Origin of the sequence: Escherichia sp. WS3063 (assembly GCF_046486595.1) — a bacterium.
Classification (GTDB): domain Bacteria; phylum Pseudomonadota; class Gammaproteobacteria; order Enterobacterales; family Enterobacteriaceae; genus Escherichia; species Escherichia coli.
Window position 1 is genome coordinate 1 of record NZ_JBJQKY010000025.1, and the last position, 18,806, is coordinate 18,806.

The 18,806-nt window shown below is 52.4% G+C and carries 14 protein-coding genes, 1 pseudogene and 1 riboswitch; of the genes and pseudogenes, 6 read left to right on the forward strand and 9 right to left on the reverse strand.

The genetic code is table 11. The features are described 5' to 3' along the window. Positions 1 to 197 precede the first annotated feature (197 nt). From rluA to araB, 6 genes are all read right to left on the reverse strand, one after another. Positions 198 to 857, reverse strand: a complete 660-nt coding sequence (gene rluA / locus ACJHYW_RS19650; protein WP_000525176.1) for a bifunctional tRNA pseudouridine(32) synthase/23S rRNA pseudouridine(746) synthase RluA — start codon at positions 855 to 857, stop codon at positions 198 to 200. An 11-nt stretch (positions 858 to 868) separates the two neighbouring features. Then, positions 869 to 3,775, reverse strand: a complete 2,907-nt coding sequence (rapA, locus tag ACJHYW_RS19655) for an RNA polymerase-associated protein RapA (protein WP_001117011.1) — start codon at positions 3,773 to 3,775, stop codon at positions 869 to 871. A gap of 163 nt (positions 3,776 to 3,938) precedes the next feature. Continuing rightward, entirely contained in the window at positions 3,939 to 6,290 is a 2,352-nt protein-coding gene (polB, locus tag ACJHYW_RS19660; protein ID WP_061093020.1) for a DNA polymerase II, read from the reverse strand. A gap of 74 nt (positions 6,291 to 6,364) precedes the next feature. Continuing rightward, positions 6,365 to 7,060, reverse strand: coding sequence for an L-ribulose-5-phosphate 4-epimerase (gene araD, locus ACJHYW_RS19665; RefSeq protein ID WP_000888679.1), 696 nt, complete (start codon positions 7,058 to 7,060; stop codon positions 6,365 to 6,367). 168 nt (positions 7,061 to 7,228) lie between these two features. Then, a complete protein-coding gene (gene araA / locus ACJHYW_RS19670) occupies positions 7,229 to 8,731 on the reverse strand; it encodes an L-arabinose isomerase (RefSeq protein WP_000151726.1) in 1,503 nt (500 codons plus the stop codon). A gap of 10 nt (positions 8,732 to 8,741) precedes the next feature. Next, entirely contained in the window at positions 8,742 to 10,442 is a 1,701-nt protein-coding gene (gene araB / locus ACJHYW_RS19675; RefSeq protein WP_000951845.1) for a ribulokinase, read from the reverse strand. Positions 10,443 to 10,780: 338 nt separating this feature from the next. On the opposite strand from araB, the gene araC reads away from it, so the two are divergent. From araC to ACJHYW_RS19700, 5 genes and pseudogenes are all read left to right on the forward strand, one after another. Continuing rightward, the gene (gene araC, locus ACJHYW_RS19680) at positions 10,781 to 11,626 is read left to right on the forward strand and encodes an arabinose operon transcriptional regulator AraC (RefSeq protein ID WP_001361831.1); all 846 of its coding nucleotides are present in this window, start codon (positions 10,781 to 10,783) and stop codon (positions 11,624 to 11,626) included. 246 nt (positions 11,627 to 11,872) lie between these two features. After that, positions 11,873 to 12,012: pseudogene (locus ACJHYW_RS19685) on the forward strand (IS630 family transposase); the annotation flags it as partial. A gap of 127 nt (positions 12,013 to 12,139) precedes the next feature. Next, positions 12,140 to 12,988 (forward strand): hypothetical protein, encoded by an 849-nt coding sequence (locus ACJHYW_RS19690; RefSeq protein WP_000044498.1) that lies wholly within the window; start codon positions 12,140 to 12,142, stop codon positions 12,986 to 12,988. Positions 12,989 to 12,994: 6 nt separating this feature from the next. Continuing rightward, the gene (locus ACJHYW_RS19695; protein WP_000049680.1) at positions 12,995 to 13,417 is read left to right on the forward strand and encodes a hypothetical protein; all 423 of its coding nucleotides are present in this window, start codon (positions 12,995 to 12,997) and stop codon (positions 13,415 to 13,417) included. Between the two features lie 154 nt (positions 13,418 to 13,571). Beyond that, positions 13,572 to 14,336 (forward strand): DedA family protein, encoded by a 765-nt coding sequence (locus ACJHYW_RS19700; protein ID WP_001148403.1) that lies wholly within the window; start codon positions 13,572 to 13,574, stop codon positions 14,334 to 14,336. Positions 14,337 to 14,405: 69 nt separating this feature from the next. On the opposite strand, the gene thiQ is transcribed toward ACJHYW_RS19700, so the two are convergent. Genes thiQ through thiB form a run of 3 tightly spaced genes read right to left on the reverse strand, consistent with a single transcriptional unit; the run spans position 14,406 to position 17,657 of the window. Next, positions 14,406 to 15,104, reverse strand: coding sequence for a thiamine ABC transporter ATP-binding protein ThiQ (gene thiQ / locus ACJHYW_RS19705; protein WP_000916296.1), 699 nt, complete (start codon positions 15,102 to 15,104; stop codon positions 14,406 to 14,408). Beyond that, the gene (gene thiP, locus ACJHYW_RS19710; RefSeq protein ID WP_000235674.1) at positions 15,088 to 16,698 is read right to left on the reverse strand and encodes a thiamine/thiamine pyrophosphate ABC transporter permease ThiP; all 1,611 of its coding nucleotides are present in this window, start codon (positions 16,696 to 16,698) and stop codon (positions 15,088 to 15,090) included. The genes thiQ and thiP overlap by 17 nt, the downstream gene beginning before the upstream one ends. Further along, positions 16,674 to 17,657: a thiamine ABC transporter substrate binding subunit gene (gene thiB, locus ACJHYW_RS19715; protein ID WP_001361830.1), complete on the reverse strand. Its 984-nt coding sequence runs from the start codon at positions 17,655 to 17,657 to the stop codon at positions 16,674 to 16,676. Before thiB ends, thiP begins: the two co-directional genes overlap by 25 nt. Before the next feature lie 30 nt (positions 17,658 to 17,687). After that, positions 17,688 to 17,787: riboswitch (TPP riboswitch) on the reverse strand. Positions 17,788 to 18,027: 240 nt separating this feature from the next. On the opposite strand from thiB, the gene espY2 reads away from it, so the two are divergent. Beyond that, complete coding sequence (gene espY2 / locus ACJHYW_RS19720; protein ID WP_000868330.1) at positions 18,028 to 18,597, forward strand: T3SS effector EspY2; 570 nt, start codon at positions 18,028 to 18,030, stop codon at positions 18,595 to 18,597. The last annotated feature ends 209 nt before the right edge of the window (positions 18,598 to 18,806 follow it).

The window sequence follows — 18,806 nt, forward strand, 5'->3', positions numbered from 1 at the left end:
CGCAACAGGTTGAAAACCTAAGGCCCGATACGGCATGCGGACTGCAGGCAGAGAAAACTGGCCGATTTTCTCTGCACAGGAGGGATAATACAAGGCCTGATAAGACGCGGCCCGCGTCGCATCAGGCAATCGGCGCAAAATTGCCGGATGCGGCGTGAACGCCTTCTCCGGCCTATCGAACTTCGCCAGCGTGACTATTAAAAATCCGCTGGTGCTTTAAACGTCATACTATTGCCATATGCCGGATGGGTAATCGTCAACATCTCTGCATGTAGCAACAAACGCGGTGCCATTGCTCTCGCTTCTGGTGATGCATAAAAACGATCGCCGAGAATCGGATGACCCAGCGCCAGCATATGCACACGCAACTGATGCGAACGCCCGGTAATCGGTTTTAACACCACTCTTGCCGTGTTATCCGCCGCATACTCCACCACTTCATATTCCGTCTGCGCAGGTTTACCTGTTTCGTAACAGACTTTCTGTTTCGGGCGGTTTGGCCAGTCGCAAATCAGCGGCAGATCTACCAGACCTTCCGCAGGGGATGGATGCCCCCAGACGCGGGCCACATACTGCTTTTTCGGCTCGCGCTCGCGGAACTGGCGTTTTAACTCCCGCTCCGCGGCTTTGGTCAGCGCCACTACAATCACGCCGCTGGTAGCCATATCCAGACGATGCACCGATTCTGCCTGCGGATAATCACGCTGAATGCGCGTCATCACGCTGTCTTTGTGCTCTTCCAGACGACCCGGCACAGACAACAAACCGCTCGGCTTGTTGACCACCATAATATGGTCATCCTGATACAGGATAACCAACCAGGGTTCCTGCGGTGGATTGTAGTTTTCCATCCCCATTTTCGGCTCCGTTACTGATGCGTTACAACGATCAAACGCAGGGCATCCAGACGCCAGCCTGCCTGATCCAGGCTTTCCATTACCTGCTGACGGTTGCTCTCAATGGCGGTCAGTTCGTCGTCACGAATGTTCGGGTTCACTGCACGCAGAGCTTCCAGACGAGACAGCTCGGCAGACAGTTTTTCGTCGGCTTCGTTACGTGCGGCATCAATCAGTGCACGGGCAGATTTCTCGATCTGTGCTTCACCCAGCTGAAGGATAGCGTGAACATCCTGCTGCACGGCGTTAACCAGTTTGCTGCCGGTGTGACGGTTAACCGCGTTAAGCTGACGGTTAAAGGTTTCAAACTCCACCTGCGCCGCCAGGTTGTTGCCGTTTTTATCCAGCAGCATACGTACCGGCGTCGGTGGCAGGAAGCGGTTGAGCTGCAACTGCTTCGGAGCCTGGGCTTCGACCACGTAAATCAGTTCCACCAACAGCGTACCTACCGGCAACGCTTTGTTTTTCAACAGTGAAATCGTGCTGCTACCGGTATCGCCAGAAAGGATCAGATCCAGACCGTTGCGGATCAGCGGATGTTCCCAGGTAATAAACTGCGCATCTTCACGCGCCAGCGCCACTTCACGATCAAAGGTGATGGTGATGCCATCTTCCGACAAGCCAGGGAAGTCCGGCACCAGCATATGATCGGACGGCGTCAGTACGATCATGTTGTCGCCGCGATCGTCCTGATTGATACCGATAATATCGAACAGATTCATGGCGAAGGCGATCAGGTTGGTATCGTCATCCTGCTCTTCAATGCTTTCTGCCAGTGCCTGGGCTTTTTCGCCACCGTTGGAATGGATTTCCAGCAGGCGGTCACGACCCTGTTCCAGCTGTGCTTTCAGCGCTTCATGTTGCTCACGGCAGTTTTTGATCAGATCGTCAAAGCCTTCGGTTTGATCCGGTGAAGCCAGATAGTTAATCAGATCGTTGTATACGCTATCGTAAATAGTGCGTCCGGTCGGGCAGGTGTGCTCGAATGCATCCAGACCTTCGTGATACCAGCGCACCAGCACCGACTGAGCAGTTTTCTCCAGATAAGGCACATGGATCTGAATATCGTGCGCCTGGCCGATACGATCCAGACGCCCAATACGCTGCTCCAGCAGATCCGGGTTGAATGGCAGGTCAAACATCACCATGTGGCTGGCGAACTGGAAGTTACGTCCTTCAGAACCGATTTCCGAGCACAGCAGTACCTGCGCACCGGTGTCTTCTTCAGCAAACCAGGCGGCAGCGCGGTCACGTTCGATTATCGACATGCCTTCGTGGAACACCGCGGCGCGAATACCTTCACGTTCGCGCAGTACCTGCTCCAGTTGCAGCGCAGTGGCAGCTTTGGCACAGATCACCAGCACTTTCTGAGAGCGATGGCTGGTCAGGTAGCCCATCAGCCACTCAACGCGCGGATCGAAGTTCCACCAGGTGGCGTTATCACCTTCAAATTCCTGATAAATACGCTCCGGGTAGAGCATATCGCGAGCGCGGTCTTCCGCACTTTTGCGTGCGCCCATAATGCCGGAGACTTTAATAGCCGTCTGATACTGTGTCGGCAGCGGCAGCTTAATGGTGTGCAGCTCGCGTTTCGGGAAGCCTTTCACACCGTTACGCGTGTTACGGAACAGCACGCGGCTGGTGCCGTGGCGATCCATCAGCATCGAAACCAGCTCCTGACGGGCGCTCTGTGCATCTTCGCTGTCGCTGTTTGCTGCTTGCAACAGCGGCTCGATATCCTGCTCGCCGATCATCTCACCGAGCATGTTCAGTTCATCATTGCTCAGTTTGTTACCTGCCAGCAGCATGGCAACGGCGTCCGCAACCGGACGATAATTTTTCTGCTCTTCAACGAATTGCGCAAAATCGTGGAAACGGTTCGGGTCCAGCAGACGCAGACGGGCGAAGTGGCTTTCCATCCCCAGTTGTTCCGGGGTTGCGGTCAGCAGCAGAACGCCCGGCACGTGCTCTGCCAGTTGTTCAATGGCCTGATATTCGCGGCTCGGCGCATCTTCGCTCCACACCAGGTGATGGGCTTCATCGACCACCAGCAGGTCCCATTCGGCTTCACAGAGATGTTCCAGACGCTGTTTGCTACGACGGGCAAAATCCAGCGAGCAAATCACCAGCTGTTCGGTGTCGAACGGGTTGTAAGCATCGTGCTGAGCTTCGGCATAACGCTCATCATCAAACAGAGCAAAGCGCAGGTTGAAACGGCGCAGCATTTCTACCAGCCACTGATGCTGTAAGGTTTCCGGGACGATAATCAGCACACGTTCAGCAGCGCCAGAGAGCAGTTGCTGATGCAGGATCATCCCGGCTTCAATGGTTTTCCCTAAACCCACTTCGTCAGCCAACAGGACGCGCGGCGCGTGGCGGCGACCAACATCATGAGCGATGTTGAGCTGATGGGGGATCAGGCTGGTACGCTGACCGCGCAGGCCGCTGTACGGCATACGGAACTGTTCGCTGGAATACTTACGCGCGCGATAACGCAGCGCAAAGCGGTCCATACGGTCAATCTGCCCGGCAAACAGACGGTCCTGCGGTTTGCTGAACACCAGTTTGCTATCAAGGAAAACTTCACGCAGGGCTACGCCGGACTCTTCAGTATCCAGGCGAGTACCGATATAGGTCAGCAAGCCATTTTCTTCTTTTACTTCTTCGACTTGCATCTGCCAGCCGTCATGGCTGGTAATGGTATCACCAGGGTTGAACATCACGCGGGTCACGGGGGAATCACTGCGTGCGTACAGACGGTTTTCACCAGTAGATGGGAAAAGTAAAGTGACAGTTCGCGCATCCACCGCGACAACGGTTCCAAGTCCCAATTCGCTTTCTGTATCGCTGATCCAGCGTTGACCAAGTGTAAAAGGCATATGTGTTCGGCTCTATATCTTTAATTGCAGGCAATAACCACCCGCTACCGTGCTTATGAGGTAGTGGTGTTATTCAGGTCCAGGAATGGAAAGGGCGCTATGGTACTGGATGGCAAAGCATTCGTCACGCATCAAAATGGTATCTGGCGAACTCTTTTTTTGTTCAAAATAGCCCAAGTTGCCCGGTCATAAGTGTAGCAAAATTATCCTCAATAAAAGGGAGTATTCCCTCCGCCACGGGTTGTAGCTGGCGGGTCAGATAGTGTTCGTAATCCAGTGGTGAACGTTGGTAGTCCAGCGGCTCCGGGCCGTTGGTGGTCCATACGTACTTAATGGTGCCGCGGTTCTGATATTGCAAGGGGCGACCGCGCTTATGGTTTTCTTCATCGGCAAGGCGAGCGGCGCGTACATGAGGCGGCACATTACGCTGATATTCGCTCAGCGGACGGCGAAGGCGTTTACGGTAAACCAGCCGCGCATCCAGTTCGCCCGCCATCAGTTTGTCGATGGTTTCGCGGACGTACTCCTGATATGGCTCGTTGCGGAAGATACGCAGGTACAGCTCCTGCTGAAACTGCTGGGCCAGCGGCGTCCAGTCGGTGCGCACGGTTTCCAGCCCTTTAAACACCATCCGCTGTTTATCGCCCTCCTGAATCAGCCCGGCATAGCGCTTTTTGCTGCCCGTATCGGCTCCACGAATGGTTGGCATCAGAAAACGGCAGAAATGGGTTTCATACTCCAGTTCTAATGCGCTGGTCAGCCGTTGCTGTTGCAACGTTTCTGCCCACCAGGTGTTAACGTGCTGCACCAGTGCACGACCGATTTTCGCCGCTTCTTCTTCCGAATGTGCGCCTTTCAGCCAGACAAACGTTGAGTCGGTATCGCCGTAGATCACGTCGTAGCCCTGCGCTTCAATCAACGCTTTGGTTTGCCGCATGATCTGATGACCACGCATGGTGATCGACGACGCCAGGCGCGGATCGAAGAAGCGGCAGGCGGTGGTGCCAAGCACGCCATAAAAGGCATTCATAATGATCTTCAGCGCCTGCGAAAGCGGCTTATTACCCTGACGTTTGGCTTCATCGCGCCCGTGCCAGATGTTAGTCACAATCTCCGGCAGGCAATGTTTCTCCCGTGAGAACCAGGCGTCGAGAAAACCTTCGGTGCTGTGCTCTGGATCAGGCTGCGCCATGCCTTCCACCAGCCCGACGGGATCAATCAGAAAGGTGCGGATGATCGACGGGTACAGGCTTTTGTAGTCCAGCACCAGCACCGAATCATAAAGCCCAGGTCGCGAATCCATCACGTAGCCGCCAGGGCTGGCGTGCGGCGGCACTTCGCCGAGATTAGGCGCGACATAACCAGCGCGATGCATACGGGGAAAATAGAGATGACCAAACGCTGCCACCGAACCGCCGTGGCGGTCTACCGGCAGGCCGTTAACCGTCGCTCGTTCGAGTAAAAACGGCATGATTTCAGTTTTGTGGAAGATCTGGGTGACCAGCTCGCAATCTTTCAGGTTATAAGTTGCCAGCGCAGGTTTATCTTCGGCGAAACGGCGGTCAATTTCGTCCATCCGATCCCACGGGTTATCGATAGATTTTCCTTCGCCTAATAGCTCCTGAGCGACGGTTTCCAGCGAGAATGAAGAGAAATTCCAGAACGCGGATTTCAGCGCCTCGATACCGTCGATAATCAGTCGCCCTTTGGCCTGGGCAAAAAAGACGCCGTTTTTAAAGCCGTGCTCGCGCCACTCCAGCTCACTGTTATCGCGCCCCAGCCGCAGCGGAATACGATAACGCTCGGCATGTTTTTGCAGCATTCGTAGATCGAATTGCACCACGTTCCAGCCGATGATCACATCAGGATCGTGAGTCGCAAACCAGGCGTTGAGTTTTTCCAGTAGCTGCGGGCGACTGGCGACGTATTCCAGTTCAAAATCGAGCGCGGAGGCGTCGCCATTCTCTGGCCCCAGCATATAAACGATACGCTGCCCGCAACCTTCCAGGCCGATGCAGTACAGCTCACCGTGGCGGGTGGTTTCAATATCAATAGAAACCCACCTGAGCGGCGGACGATAGTCGGGATGCGGTTTCAGACGGGCATTAACGATAGCGCCATTGCGTATATCACCCTCGACCCACACCGGTGAGGTGATAAACCGCTCCATCAGATAGCGTTCTGGCGGGCGCACATCGGCCTCGTAGACGGTAACGCCACCTTCACGCAGGCGCTTTTCGTAATTCATCAACTGGCGATGGGCGCGACAGTAAAGGCCATACACCGGCTGGCGATGAAAATCCTTTAACGCCAGCGGCGTCAGGCGAAAGCCTTGCTCACCCTGCAAAATATGCTGGGTGCGGGGAACCTGATCGGCGGGAATAAACGCCACGGACTCTTGCGGCGCAAGCGTAACCTGCAACGGCCCGTTGTCCGTCGCTAACCAAAAGGAAACTTCGGTTCCTTGCGGGGTATCCCGCCAGTGTCGGGTTAAGATAAAACCTGCCTGCGCCACGCTGTAATTCCATCAAAAAACCAGGCTTGATTATAGCCTGGTTTCGTTTGATTGGCTGTGGTTTTATACAGTCATTACTGCCCGTAATATGCCTTCGCACCATGCTTACGCAGATAGTGTTTATCCAGCAGCGTTTGCTGCATATCCGGTAACTGCGGCGCTAACTGACGGCAGAATATCCCCATATAAGCGACCTCTTCCAGCACGATGGCGTTATGCACTGCATCTTCGGCATTTTTGCCCCATGCAAATGGGCCGTGAGAATGGACCAGGACGCCGGGCATTTGCGCCGCATCGATACCCTGTTTTTCGAAGGTTTCTACGATGACGTTACCGGTTTCCCACTCATATTCACCGTTGATTTCTGCGTCGGTCATTTTGCGGGTGCAGGGAATGGTGCCGTAGAAATAGTCGGCGTGGGTGGTACCGGTTGCTGGAATCGACTGACCCGCCTGCGCCCAGATGGTGGCGTGGCGCGAGTGTGTGTGCACAATGCCGCCAATGGACGGGAATGCCTGATAGAGCAGCCGGTGAGTTGGCGTGTCGGAGGAGGGCTTTTTCGTTCCTTCAACCACTTCACCGGTTTCGATGCTGACCACGACCATATCGTCAGCGGTCATGACGTTGTAATCGACGCCGGAAGGTTTGATCACCAAGACGCCGCGCTCGCGATCAACGGCGCTGACGTTGCCCCATGTGAGCGTGACCAGGTTATGTTTTGGCAGCGCCAAATTGGCTTCTAATACCTGGCGTTTGAGATCTTCTAACATGTTGACTCCTGAGAGGTCGTTTCCCCTCACCCCGGCCCTCTCCCCAGAGGGGCGAGGGGGAAAACAATGCCGGATGCGCTTTGCTTATCCGGCCTACAAAATCACAGCGTGTAGGCCTGATAAGACGCGTCAGCGTCGCATCAGGCGTTACACACCTGATGCGGCTACTTAGCGACGAAACCCGTAATACACTTCGTTCCAGCGCAGCGCGTCTTTAAACGCTGGCAGGCGGGTGTCGTTATCAATCACCGTGATTTCAATGTCGTGCATCTCGGCGAACTGGCGCATATCGTTGAGGTTCAGCGCATGGCTGAAAACGGTATGGTGCGCGCCACCAGCGAGGATCCACGCTTCGGAAGCAGTTGGCAGATCCGGTTGCGCTTTCCACAGCGCATTCGCCACCGGCAGTTTCGGCAGGGAGTGCGGTGTTTTCACCGTGTCGATGCAGTTAACCAGCAGACGGTAACGATCGCCGAGATCAATCAGGCTGGCGACAATGGCTGGACCGGTTTGAGTGTTGAAGATCAGGCGGGCAGGATCGTCTTTACCGCCAATACCGAGATGCTGAACGTCGAGGATCGGTTTCTCTTCTGCGGCGATCGACGGGCAGACTTCCAGCATATGGGAGCCGAGCACCAGGTCATTGCCTTTCTCGAAGTGATAGGTGTAGTCCTCCATAAAGGAGGTGCCGCCCTGCAGACCGGTTGACATCACCTTCATGATGCGAAGCAGGGCGGCAGTTTTCCAGTCGCCTTCGCCCGCAAAGCCGTAACCCTGCTGCATCAGACGCTGTACGGCCAGACCAGGAAGCTGTTTCAGGCCGTGCAAATCTTCAAAGGTGGTGGTGAACGCGTGGAAGCCACCTTGTTCCAGGAAACGCTTCATCCCCAGCTCAATACGCGCCGCTTCCAGCACGTTCTGTCGTTTTTCGCCGTGGATTTGTGTCGCAGGCGTCATGGTGTAGCAGCTTTCGTACTCATCGACCAGCGCGTTAACATCGCCATCGCTGATGGAGTTCACTACCTGCACCAGATCGCCAACCGCCCAGGTATTGACGGAGAAACCGAACTTGATCTGTGCGGCAACTTTATCGCCATCGGTGACCGCCACTTCACGCATGTTATCGCCAAAACGGCAGACTTTCAGATGACGGGTATCCTGTTTAGAGACCGCCTGACGCATCCAGGAGCCGATACGCTCATGGGCTTGTTTATCCTGCCAGTGACCGGTAACGACGGCATGTTGCTGACGCATACGCGCGCCGATGAAGCCGAACTCGCGACCGCCATGCGCGGTCTGGTTCAGGTTCATAAAGTCCATGTCGATGCTGTCCCACGGCAGCGCCGCGTTGAACTGGGTGTGGAATTGCAGCAACGGTTTGTTGAGCATGGTCAGGCCGTTGATCCACATTTTGGCCGGGGAGAAGGTGTGCAGCCACACCACCAGACCAGCGCAACGATCGTCGTAATTCGCGTCGCGGCAAATAGCGGTGATTTCATCCGGCGTGGTGCCCAGCGGTTTCAGCACCAGTTTGCAGGGCAACTTCGCTTCTGTATTCAGTGCATTAACAACGTGTTCCGCATGTTGCGTCACCTGACGCAGGGTTTCCGGGCCATACAGATGCTGGCTGCCAATTACAAACCACACTTCATAATTATCAAAAATCGTCATTGTCGTGTCCTTATAGAGTCGGAACGGCCTGGGCAGCCTGTGCCGGGGCGGAAGTTGGAAGATAGTGTTGTTCGGCGCTCATCGCCCATTGCTGATAGCGGCGATAAAGCTGTTCAAAGCGTTGTGCTTGTTCGCTGCGCGGTTGCAGGGTTTTCTCTACCGCACTGGCCATTTTTTGCTGGGCTGATGGGATATCTGCGTGCACTTTCGCGGCGACGGCAGCGAAAATCGCCGCACCGAGCGCACAGCACTGGTCAGAGGCAACAATTTGCAGCGGGCGATTCAGCACGTCGCAGCAGGCCTGCATAATGACCTGGTTTTTGCGCGCGATGCCGCCCAGTGCCATCACGTTATTGACGGCGATCCCCTGATCGGTGAAGCACTCCATAATTGCGCGTGCGCCAAAGGCGGTGGCGGCAATTAAACCGCCGAACAGCAGCGGTGCGTCGGTGGCGAGGTTCAGATCGGTAATCACCCCTTTCAGGCGTTGGTTAGCGTTCGGTGTGCGGCGGCCGTTAAACCAGTCGAGCACCACCGGCAGGTGATCCAGAGACGGGTTTTTAGCCCATGCTTCGGTCAGCGCCGGAAGCAGTTGTTTCTGGCTGGCGTTGATTTGCTCTTTCAGTTCCGGATGCTGGGCGGCAAGCTGTTCCAGCGGCCAGCCGAGTACGCGACCGAACCAGGCGTAGATATCGCCAAACGCCGATTGGCCTGCTTCCAGACCGATAAATCCAGGCACCACGCTGCCATCAACCTGACCGCAAATACCTTTCACTGCCCGCTCGCCAACGCTCTGTTTGTCGGCAATCAGAATGTCGCAGGTGGAAGTACCGATAACTTTTACCAGTGCGTTAGGCTGTGCGCCTGCACCAACTGCGCCCATATGGCAGTCAAACGCGCCGCCGGAAATCACCACGCTTTCAGGCAGGCCGAGACGCTGTGCCCATTCCGGACATAACGTGCCCACCGGAATATCGGCAGTCCAGGTATCAGTGAACAGCGGGGAAGGCAAATGGCGATTGAGGATCGGGTCCAGTTCGTCAAAGAAACTGGCTGGCGGCAGGCCGCCCCAGCTTTCATGCCATAGCGACTTATGCCCGGCGCTGCAACGTCCGCGACGAATATCCTGCGGGCGGGTGGTACCGGAAAGCAGAGCTGGTACCCAGTCGCACAGCTCAATCCACGATGCGGCAGATTGCGCCACGGCGCTATCCTGGCGAGTCACATGCAGGATTTTTGCCCAGAACCATTCGCTGGAATAAATACCGCCAATATAGCGGGAGTAGTCAACGTTGCCCGGCGTGTGACATAAGCGGGTTATCTCTTCCGCTTCTTCAACCGCGGTGTGGTCTTTCCACAATACGAACATCGCGTTCGGGTTTTCGGCAAACTCCGGGCGCAGCGCCAGGACGTTACCGTCCGCGTCAATCGGTGCGGGCGTCGAGCCGGTTGTGTCAACGCCAATCCCGACCACAGCTGCGCGCTGCTCGGCGCTAAGCTCTGCAAGCACGGTTTTCAGCGCCGCTTCCATTGACTCAATGTAGTCACGCGGATGATGACGGAACTGGTTATTTGGGGCATCACAAAATTGCCCTTTCTGCCAACGGGGATACCACTCTACGCTGGTAGCGATCTCTTCACCGGTGGCGCAGTCCACCGCCAAAGCTCGCACAGAATCACTGCCAAAATCGAGGCCAATTGCAATCGCCATCGTTTCACTCCATCCAAAAAAACGGGTATGGAGAAACAGTAGAGAGTTGCGAAAAAAAGCGTCAGGTAGGATCCGCTAATCTTATGGATAAAAATGCTATGGCATAGCAAAGTGTGACGCCGTGCAAATAATCAATGTGGACTTTTCTGCCGTGATTATAGACACTTTTGTTACGCGTTTTTGTCATGGCTTTGGTCCCGCTTTGTTACAGAATGCTTTTAATAAGCGGGGTTACCGGTTGGATTAGCGAGAAGAGCCAGTAAAAGACGCGGTGACGGCAATGTCTGATGCAATATGGACAATTGGTTTCTTCTCTGAATGGCGGGAGTATGAAAAGTATGGCTGAAGCGCAAAATGATCCCCTGCTGCCGGGATACTCGTTTAACGCCCATCTGGTGGCGGGTTTAACGCCGATTGAGGCCAACGGTTATCTCGATTTTTTTATCGACCGACCACTGGGAATGAAGGGTTATATTCTCAATCTCACCATACGCGGCCAGGGGGTGGTGAAAAATCAGGGACGAGAATTTGTCTGCCGACCGGGTGATATTTTGCTGTTCCCGCCAGGAGAGATTCATCACTACGGTCGTCATCCGGAGGCTCGCGAATGGTATCACCAGTGGGTTTACTTTCGTCCGCGCGCCTACTGGCATGAATGGCTTAACTGGCCGTCAATATTTGCCAATACGGGTTTCTTTCGCCCGGATGAAGCGCACCAGCCGCATTTCAGCGACCTGTTTGGGCAAATCATTAACGCCGGGCAAGGGGAAGGGCGCTATTCGGAATTGCTGGCGATAAATCTGCTTGAGCAATTGTTACTGCGGCGCATGGAAGCGATTAACGAGTCGCTCCACCCACCGATGGATAATCGGGTACGCGAGGCTTGTCAGTACATTAGCGATCATCTCGCAGACAGCAATTTTGATATCGCCAGCGTCGCACAGCATGTTTGCTTGTCGCCGTCGCGTCTGTCACATCTTTTCCGCCAGCAGTTAGGGATTAGCGTCTTAAGCTGGCGCGAGGACCAACGCATTAGTCAGGCGAAGCTGCTTTTGAGCACCACCCGGATGCCTATCGCCACCGTCGGTCGCAATGTTGGTTTTGACGATCAACTCTATTTCTCGCGAGTATTTAAAAAATGCACCGGGGCCAGCCCGAGCGAGTTTAGGGCTGGATGTGAATAATAAGAAAGCAAGGGGGGGCCCCCCTTGCTTTCTTCATCTGACGTTATTTATATATTTCACGGGGGATTAATTTTAGTTATTTTTAGTTGAATCGTTTTACCTGAATTATTTTTTTCTTGATAAAATATCGACAACGATTTCTTTTTGTAAAAATAAAACGAAGGCTTATGTATCGGGATACCCATCATGAACATATTGTCCGGTTGTATCAGGAGAATATATCAAGCGGTTTGTTCATCGTAGGAACACCACATTGAGCGGTTATGGCAGGCACTTCACGCCACCATAAATGCCGTTCGATGTGGCAGTTGTTGAAAAAAGTACGGCATTCTATGAAAAGCGCCAGTTACTCCCTCAGAGGAGAACATGGTCTGGCAAAAGTGTAGCGGTATCAGGCGCAGCTATCTTTGTAAATTCATTCATAAAATGAATTGTATACAAAAAAACATTGAAAAATAATATTTTTCCTTATTGATATTATTTGCTATACGTTTTTTTTGAGGGGAGATTGTGATGAGCAAACGTAACGATATTACTGATGGAATATTTGCAACAACGAAAAAGTATGGATTAGTTTATACCGAAGAGTTAGGTTGGATCGATTTGGGGCATGCTCAGGGACAAGATGCCAGAATATTAAAAAGAAAATTGGAGCAAGAACATTTTTCAACATATTACGATGAATTTCATGATTGGTATTTTCCTGTTGATTATCATCAGGAAATGGGAATTCGGGAAAAAATATTAGGAGTAGATCTTACATTTCATACCGGTGTTTATACGAAGGTTATGGTTCGTTCATGTCTTTCACCCACTCTTAAAGCAAGAGTTGCCTTAACGTTAATGTATGGAACTGCGAAGAGGTTTGAAGCATGGCAAAACTCATTTATTTTTAACTGGTATACTGATAGCGGATTTAGTGCAGAAGATTTAGTCTCAGACTTGATTGGTTTTTATCGTGTATTTGGAACAGGCCCCGATCCACTTTTATTGGCAAAACCTTTATCTTACACAAAAGCCTTACAAATATGGGATACATATGGAGCGCCAGGGAATTTTAAAAATACTGAGTTTACGCCATTCTTATTTACAACCCATCCTCCTTTTAAAAAAAATCAACTAATAAAAAAGAAGCTTCCAGAATGGTTAAATTATATAAAGCCATTAGATGAGTCTTTTTCAACATTGTTATATAATCAATATAATAATAGACCTATTACTAATTATTATAAAGATAAAAACAGAATAAATCATGAGTTGTATAGTTCATTATCAAGTTCGGGAGCTATAAAGTTTTCAGAATCTCCCTTTGAAAGACCGCTTTTTCTTTTCTTAAACCCTCATTATCCGCACAGGTCGTGAGTAGAGATGTCAAAATATATTTATATTTTATTATCATTTTTAGTTTTATTCTTTATATTTTTCTATGCTTATATCTCATTGATGTCAAAGGAACATCACTATACACAGCATGAACTTTCCCCATTTTTCCTTTATACGCCAGAGAGTTTGCGAAATTTGCCAAATATATCAAACGTAGCCGAGTATAGCTATTACTATAATGTTGATGATATGCAAACAAGAGTGATTGTTACATGGCGAAATATAGATAATATTTTTCTTCAGAAAGCAAAGCTAATAGATTTTTTGAAAGGAATGGGACCGAGTCTACAAAACGATTGTATATGGTTTTTTCATGATAAAAGTGATTATGCAAATAATTTCCAGCGTTATTGCATCATTGAGCACCGTGATTCTCTGCAGGTGGAATATTTTGAGACTATCGAATGATAGGCAGAGGGTGTCTTTTGTGCCGATTGTGAAGAAAAAGTGAATGATGTAGCCGTCAAGTTGTCATAATTGGTAACGAATCAGACAATTGACGGCTTGACGGAGTAGCATAGGGTTTGCAGAATCCCTGCTTCGTCCATTTGACAGGCACATTATGCAAGCATTGCTGGAACACTTTATTACCCAATCCACCGTGTATTCATTGATGGCGGTGGTGTTGGTGGCCTTTCTGGAGTCGCTGGCGCTGGTCGGTTTGATTTTACCCGGTACGGTGCTAATGGCGGGACTGGGGGCGCTGATTGGCAGTGGCGAGTTAAGTTTCTGGCACGCCTGGCTGGCAGGGATCGTCGGTTGCCTGCTGGGCGACTGGATCTCTTTCTGGCTGGGCTGGCGTTTTAAAAAGCCATTGCATCGCTGGTCATTTCTGAAGAAAAACAAAGCATTACTCGATAAAACTGAACATGCGTTGCATCAACACAGCATGTTCACCATTCTGGTCGGTCGCTTTGTTGGCCCGACGCGTCCGCTGGTGCCAATGGTGGCGGGAATGCTGGATCTCCCGGTGGCAAAATTTATTACGCCGAATATTATCGGCTGCCTGCTGTGGCCACCGTTTTACTTCCTGCCGGGGATTCTGGCGGGTGCGGCGATCGATATTCCTGCCGGGATGCAGAGTGGTGAGTTTAAATGGTTGCTGCTGGCGACGGCGGTATTTTTGTGGGTTGGGGGCTGGCTGTGCTGGCGGTTATGGCGCAGCGGTAAAGCGACTGACCGTTTGAGTCATTATTTGTCGCGCGGTCGTTTGTTGTGGCTGACGCCGTTGATTTCTGCCATCGGCGTGGTGGCGCTGGTGGTGTTAATTCGCCACCCGTTGATGCCGGTGTATATCGATATTTTGCGTAAAGTGGTTGGGGTTTAGGAGATAGTTTGCACCGGCGCTGGTTTGTTCCCCTCACCCCGGAGGGGCGAGGGGGCTGTCCGTGCGCTTTTAACCCGTAATCCCCAATAGTGCCGAAGCACTCGCCTTACCGCTCAACAACTCATCAGTCTTACCCTGCCAGGCGATGCGCCCATCGGCGACCACCACCGAGCGCGTGGCGATCCGCGCAGCATCTTCCACACTGTGCGACACCATCAATAACGTCATTTTTTGCTGCTGGCAGCTCGTGCTCACCAGCGTCAACATCTCCTGACGTAACGCCGGATCGAGCGCAGAGAACGGTTCATCGAGCAATAAAATCGGCTGTTCGCGTACCAGACAACGCGCTAACGCCACGCGCTGTCGCTGACCGCCGGAAAGCTCGCCCGGTAACCGCGCTATTAAATTATCAATCCCCATCTGACGGGCAATCGCGTGCATTTTCCCCTGCTGTGCCGCGTTCAGTTTCAACCCCGGATTTAGCCCCAGCCCGATGTTCTGCGCGACCGTCAGGTGACTGAACAGGTTGTTTTCCTGAAACAGCATCGACACCGGACGGCGTGACGGCGGCGTCGTGGTGTGATCAACGCCATCGATAGTCAGCGAACCGCTGGCTGGCGTCAGAAAACCGGCGATCAAATTCAGCAGGGTACTTTTACCCGCGCCGCTTGGCCCGAGGATCGCCACCTGCTCGCCGCGTTCTACCGTTAAGCTAAAACGCATCGGCAAATGGTGATAAAGCCAGGTGATATCAGTCAGTTTTAACATTTCGCCCCGGTATTTTTTCAATCACGGTAAACAGCAGAAAACAGAGTAGCAGCAGAATTAACGCGGTGACCGCGCCGTCCTGGCTGCGATAGGAACCAATTTGCTGGTAGAGATAAAACGGCAGGGTACGGAAATCATCGTTACCGAACAATGCCACCACGCCAAAATCACCAATCGACAGCACACAAGCAAAGGCCAGCGCCTGCGCCAGTGGGCGTTTCAGGGCGCGCAGCTCCACTACTTTTAAGCGTGACCAGCCTTCAATGCCCAGCGACTGACACAACATACTGTAACGCGCGGTGATATCGCGCATCGGGTTTTCCAGCACTTTCAGCGCATAAGGGATGGCCATTAACGCATTGGTGAAAATCACGATGCCGTCAGCAGATTGTGGCAGGCCGATGGTGTTGTTGAGCAGTAAAAAGAAGCCCGTTGCCAGCACAATCCCCGGCATAGCGAGGATCAACATGCCGCTCATCTCCAGCGCCTGGCCGGCCAGCATTTTCTGCCGCGCCCGCAGTTCGCGACTGCTCCATAGCAGCATCATGGTCAGCACTACGCACAATACGCCTGCCGCCAGCGCAATACGCAACGAGGTCCACAGCGCCTGCCACAGCACCGGTTGTGCCAGCACTTCCGGCAACTGGCGATTTACCCCATCGACGATCACCGCCAGTAACGGTGGCAGCAATAGCAGCAGCGCCAGCACAATTAACACAGTGTCGCAAATGCGGCTATGCAGACGATCGTCCGGGTCGCGCCAGCCTTGCAGCAGCGTGGTGCCTGGCGCAATGGCCTTACTCAATCGCTGACTCAGCAGCACCAGCCCAAGGCAACACACCATCTGGATCAGCGCAAGCATCGCCGCGCGGGCAGGATCGTAGTCGTAACTCAGCGCCTGATAAATAGCCAGCTCGATAGTGGTCGCCTGCGGACCGCCCCCCAGCGATAGCACGGTGGCGAAGCTGGCGAAACAGAGCATAAAGATAAGCGCAGCAACTGGCGGGATTTGTCGACGTAACCACGGCCATTCGACAAAGCGGAAAAAATGCCAGCCGCGCATCCCAAGTTGTGCGGCAAGTTGACGTTGTTCGCCGGGAATGTTTTCCAGTGCCTGGAGTAATAAACGGCTCGCCATCGGCAGATTAAAAAACACATGGGCCAGCAAAATGCCTTGCAGGCCGTAGGGCGAAAAGGTCCACTCCAGACCAAGTGATTGCCAGAGCGAGGCCAGCCAGCCCTGGCGACCATAGACGCTAAGAATGCCGAAAACAGCGACCAGCACCGGGAGGATCAAGGTCATTGCGCACAGACGCAACAGCGCCAGCCGACCCGGAAAGCGCCTGCGATAAAGGGCGCGGGCGAGGAATATCGCGGGTACGACAGAGAGCAGCGCCGAGAGAAACGCCTGCCAGAAGGAGAAGCGCACCACATGCCACAGATAGCTGTCCTGCCAGACTGCCACCCAGTCACCCTGCGGCGCGTTCCACCACAGGGCGAGAAACGCCGCCAGCGCAACCGCCACCACAAGCGTAGCGGCGCTTACACCTGGAATTAACCAGCCGGGAATTAACGGCTGACGGCGCGTTGCCATTCGCTAATCCATGCCTGACGTTGTGCCGCCACTTCGGCTGGCGTGAACTCCAGCGTGGTTGCTGGTTTGGTCAATTGTTCAAAACTGGCAGGCAGCGTGACGTTTGCCACCGGATACATCCAGTTGCCGGTTGGGATCGCATTCTGAAAAGCCGGAGAAACCATAAACTGGAGGAATTTTTGCGCCAGCTCCGGCTGCTTGCTGGCAGCGGTGCGGGCGGCGACTTCCACCTGCAGATAGTGACCTTCGCTAAAGTTCGCGGCGGCGTAGTTATCTTTTTTCTCTTCGAGAATGTGATAAGCCGGAGAGGTGGTGTAACTCAGTACCAGATCGCTTTCGCCTTTTAAAAACAGGCCGTAGGCTTCGCTCCAGCCTTTGGTGACCGTGACAGTTTTCTTCGCCAGTTTCTGCCAGGCTTGCGGGGCGTTATCGCCATAGACTTTTTGCATCCATAGCAACAGACCCAGCCCCGGCGTACTGGTGCGCGGATCCTGATAAATCACCCGCCAGTTTTGATCGCTCTCAACAAGCTCTTTCAGGCTTTGTGGCGGGTTTTTTAGTTTGTTCTTGTCATAGACGAAGGCGAAGTAGCCGTAATCAAACGGTACGAAAGTGTCATTATTCCAGCCGCCGGGAACGTTAACGGCTTCCGCTGCCACACCGCTTTTAGCAAACAGCCCGGTTTTGCTGGCGGCATCTAACAGGTTGTTATCCAGCCCCAGCACCACATCGGCTTTGCTGTTTTTGCCTTCCATCCGTAGACGGTTGAGAAGCGAAACGCCATCTTCCAGCGCCACCAGTTTCAGTTCGCAATTACAGTCGGCTTCAAAGGCTTTTTTGACCACCGGACCAGGTCCCCAGTCGGCGGCGAAGGAATCATAGGTATAAACAGTCAGAACGGGTTTAGCGAAAGCGGGTGCTGTACAGAGCAACAGCAGGGGAAGATATTTTTTTAACACTTTGCACCTCAAAGAAGAGTGGCAAAGGACTTGAGAAGGAGCCTCAAATCCCTTCGCCGGCGTTATCCGGATCAGGTTCGACGGGTATTTTCTCAGCGCACGCGGCAGCGTGGCACCCCGTTGAGAACGGCGTTAGTGTAGTGATTTTGTTATCAACCAGCAATCCATAGAGAAGGCGTATTAAAAAAGCCAATATTCGTTCAGCTATCAAGGACGTATTTGCATAGCTGGGAAGCTTTGAACCGAAAGAATCCCTTAGCACAGTCAAAATCGGTAATGCAACGGCTTATTGCGTGAATGAGCGATTTTTGACAGTATTCTTATTCAGGACGCTTATTCTGAGTTTTTAACTCAGAGTGGAGCTATCAGCATGAAAGTAAGAAACCCAGAACAGATTAGTATCTCTGCTAGTAATACCACTAAAGATCCAGGCCTTACTCATTCTCAGATTATGAGGATGTTTAACCTGGTCAAAAAGACCGAGAATATGAATCTCTTTGAAGCGCTATGGGAGACGTTACGCAATCTCTTCCGGTCAGATAAACATTCCCAGGCTGCGGCAAGGCAAATTCTGAAGGATGCATTTTATTTCCATAATAGTGATGACTACTCAAAATACTTTACCGGGGCTGTCGACGGGGATGCGCGTGATAAGTTTACCCACTGGCTGATAAATTTTAATAAACTCAAAGAACATGCAATAGATCCGGAAAATATGGCCGCGAAGGCCTCACTCTCGCCAAAAGATACGTTAAGAGTCAGTTTTTTTATTGGCGATGAGGCGATATTTACTCTGGAGTTGCAGATGAAAGAGAACACCAGGACCGGGTGCATTGATCTGAGTAATGCTTACTTTAACGGGGTTGTCATTTGTGGTATTGACCGTCTCGAGGTTGACCTGAGCAATGCTGAAATGAACAATAGCAGATGGTATGACTGACCTGTGCGAGGTTAACCTGAAAAAGCTGACCGTTCCGGCCAGAACAAGGCTAGACTGCGCCGTTATTGATTAACTCAGAATATGAAAGAGGGGCTGGAATGCCCCTTCTTTAATCTTATTTGCGACGCTAATCAGACGATGCATAAAACAGAGAAAATATAAAAGTAATGTATTTTATTCATTCCGTCTGAATATAAAAAACGCGCTCA